Source organism: Brevundimonas sp. (assembly GCF_031082345.1).
Classification (GTDB): Bacteria; Pseudomonadota; Alphaproteobacteria; order Caulobacterales; family Caulobacteraceae; genus Brevundimonas.
In genome coordinates this window covers 1-3,167 of record NZ_JAVHLH010000295.1, presented here as the reverse complement: position 1 = coordinate 3,167, position 3,167 = coordinate 1, and the positions used below count along the sequence as shown (strand labels likewise).

Sequence of the window (3,167 nt, the reverse complement as noted above, 5' to 3'; positions counted from 1 at the left end):
GCGGCAACCTGTACGGCATGGCCGGCAAGGTTGCCGCAGTCCGGCGCCGGCGTGGCGCCGGGCAGGATCAGGGTTTCGGGCGTCGATGTCTGGGCCGGCGCCGGGCCGGCGATCGCGACCGCGGCGGCGGCCAGAAGAATGAGTTTCATTGGTCCTAGAGCTCCACGCCCAGATGCTTCGCCACGGCGAAGATGTCCTTGTCGCCCCGCCCGCACATATTGAGCACGACATCGCCCCCCTTGCCCACTTCCTTCGCGATCTCGCCGACGCGGGCCAGCGCATGGCTGGGCTCCAGCGCCGGAATGATCCCCTCCAGCTTCGAGCACAGCTGGAACGCTTCCAGCGCCTCGGCGTCGGTGGCGGCGCGGTATTCGGCCCGGCCGATGTCCTTGAGCCAGGCGTGTTCGGGCCCGATGCCCGGATAGTCGAGCCCGGCCGAGATCGAATGGCCCTCGAGGATCTGGCCGTCGTCGTCCTGCAGCAGATAGGTGCGGTTGCCGTGCAGCACGCCGGGACGACCGCCCTGCAGCGAGGCCGCGTGGTCGGGTCCGTCCAGACCGCGGCCCGCCGCCTCGACCCCGATCAGCCGCACGCCGGCGTCGTCGATGAAGGGGTGGAACAGGCCGATGGCGTTCGACCCGCCGCCGATCGCCGCGACCAGGGCGTCGGGCAGCTTCTCCTTGCGGGCCAGCATCTGGACCCGCGTCTCCTTGCCGATCACGCTCTGGAAGTCGCGCACCATGGCCGGATAGGGGTGCGGCCCCGCGGCGGTGCCGATCAGATAGTAGGTGTCCTCGACATTGGTGACCCAGTCCCGCATCGCCTCGTTCATGGCGTCCTTGAGCGTCGCCCGACCGCTCGTCACCGGCACGACCTCGGCCCCCAGCAGCTTCATGCGGAAGACGTTGGGCGACTGCCGCTCGACGTCGGTGGCGCCCATGTAGACGATGCATTTCAGGCCGAAGCGGGCGCAGACCGTCGCCGTCGCCACGCCGTGCTGGCCGGCGCCGGTCTCGGCGATGATGCGGGTCTTGCCCATCCGCATGGCCAGCAGGATCTGGCCCATGCAGTTGTTGATCTTGTGCGCGCCGGTGTGGTTCAGCTCGTCGCGCTTGAACCAGATGTCGGCGGCCCCGTAGTGGGCCGTCAGCCGCTCGGCCAGATAAAGCGGGCTGGGCCGGCCGACATAGTCGGTCAGGAAGCCGTCCAGCTCGGCCTGGAAGGTCGGATCGGCCTTGGCCGCCTCATAGGCCGCGTCCAGCTCGTGGATCAGCGGCATCAGGGTCTCGGCCACGAACCGTCCGCCATAGGGGCCGAAACGACCCTCGGCGTCGGGCATGGCGTACTGGTTCGGGATGATGGCGTTCACGGAAGAAGCTTTCACGCGGGGGAGCGGCGGAAATCAGGCCGACCGCGTCGCCTCCAGGAACGCCGCGATCAGGGCTGGGTCCTTAACACCCGGCGCGCTTTCCACGCCAGAGGACACATCCACCAGTGGCGCGCCGGACACCCGGATCGCCTGCGCCACATTGTCCGGGGTCAGGCCTCCGGCCACGAACCACGGATGACGGAAGGCCCGCCCCGCCAACAGGGTCCAGTCGAACCGCGCCCCGACCCCGCCGGGCAGGGCCGACCCCTCCGGCGGCTTCGCGTCGAACATCAGGTGGTCGACGAACGGCTCCCAGGTCTCCGCCTCGGCGAAATCCTCGTGCGCGCGGATCGGCAGGACCTTGATGGTCCCCGCCTCGGTCAGCGTCCGAACCCGTTCCGCCCGCGCCGGCGTCTCCGACCCGTGAAGCTGGATCAGGTCCGGCTTCAGGATCAGGGCGATCTCGGTCAGCAGGGCGTCGTCGGCGTCGACGGTCACGGCCACGATCTTCGCCTTGTTGCGGGCCCGCTCGAACAGGGTCGCGGCGTGCAGCGGGGCGATGTGGCGCGGGCTCCTGGGGAAGACCACCGCCCCGACGAAGGCGGCGCCGCCGGCGAGGGCCGCGTCCAGCGCGTCCGGCGTGGTCAGTCCGCAGATCTTGGCGTGGGCGCTCATCCGCTGAATATGGCGTCGATCTCCGCCGGTTCCAGCAGCCGCCATTCGCCGGGGGCCAGATCGTCGGGCAGGGCGAGGCCGCCGACGCGTTCGCGGTGCAGGGCCTCGACGTGGTTGCCGACGGCGGCGAACATCCGGCGGACCATGTGATAGCGGCCCTCGGTCACCGTCAGCCGCGCCTCGGTCGGCGACAGCACCTCCAGTGCGGCCGGCGACAGCGGCTTGTCCTCGCCTTCCAGCACCAGACCGCCGGCGGCGAAGATGTCGGCCTCGGTCCCGGCCAGAGGGCGGGCCAGGGTCGCGCGATAGACCTTGGCGACATGGCGTTTGGGGCTGATGACCCGGTGCAGCAGGTCGCCGTCGTCGGTCAGCAGCAGCAGGCCGGTGGTCGCCTTGTCGAGCCGGCCGATGGTCGAGATGGCCGGGTCGCGGCGACGCCAGCGGTCGGGCAGGACGTCATAGACCAGCGCCCCGTCCTCCTTGCGCGAACAGGTCATGCCCAGCGGCTTGTGCAGCATCATCACCAGGCCGGGGGGCGGGTCGAGCGGCTGGCCATCGATCTCCATCCGGGTCGGCAGGTCGGCGGTCACGGCGATCCGCTTCGACACGTCGGTCAGCTCGACGCCGTCCAGCACGACGCCGCCGGCCTTGCCGAGCCGGGCCATTTCGGTGCGCGAGCCGTAACCCATCGAGCCGAGCAGCTTGTCCACGCGGGCCGTCGGCGTCTTCACTTCACCGCCTCGATGACCTTGTAGCCGCCCTTGTCGGCGAGGGGCTGGGAGCGCTTGAAGGCGGCGGCGATGTCGGCCTCATAGGGCAGGTGGCGGTTGGCGACGAGCCAGAGGACGCCGCCCTTCTTCAGCATGGCCGCGGCCTGGCGGATGAAGGCCTGGCCGAGGCGGCGGTCCTCGGCGCCGCCGTCGTGGAAGGGCGGGTTCATGACCACGAAGTCGAGGTCGCCGTTCGCCTCGACGGTACGGGCGTCGGCCCAGTCGAAGGCCGCGCGGGGGTCCTCGACATTGCGGCGGGCCGCCTCGATGGCGCGGCGGTCGAGGTCGATCAGCCGCAGCGAGGTGACGGCCGGCGAGCCCAGCACCACCGTGGCCAGGGCGCCGTAGCCGCA

The 3,167-nt window shown here is 70.6% G+C and carries 4 protein-coding genes; all 4 read right to left on the bottom strand.

What is annotated here, in order from left to right; all coding sequences use genetic code 11:
- Positions 1-154: 154 nt before the first annotated feature.
- Positions 155-1,339 carry a tryptophan synthase subunit beta gene (gene trpB / locus RDU12_RS14275; protein ID WP_374990227.1) on the bottom strand — a complete coding sequence of 395 codons (1,185 nt, stop codon included), beginning with the start codon at positions 1,337-1,339 and terminating at the stop codon, positions 155-157.
- A gap of 63 nt (positions 1,340-1,402) precedes the next feature.
- Positions 1,403-2,044, bottom strand: a complete 642-nt coding sequence (locus RDU12_RS14270; protein WP_300290995.1) for a phosphoribosylanthranilate isomerase — start codon at positions 2,042-2,044, stop codon at positions 1,403-1,405.
- The gene (locus RDU12_RS14265) at positions 2,041-2,733 is read right to left on the bottom strand and encodes a pseudouridine synthase (protein WP_300290999.1); all 693 of its coding nucleotides are present in this window, start codon (positions 2,731-2,733) and stop codon (positions 2,041-2,043) included. The genes RDU12_RS14270 and RDU12_RS14265 overlap by 4 nt, the downstream gene beginning before the upstream one ends.
- A 38-nt stretch (positions 2,734-2,771) precedes the next feature.
- On the bottom strand, positions 2,772-3,167 hold a 396-nt coding region (locus tag RDU12_RS14260; protein ID WP_308685289.1), incomplete at its 5' end, for a methyltransferase.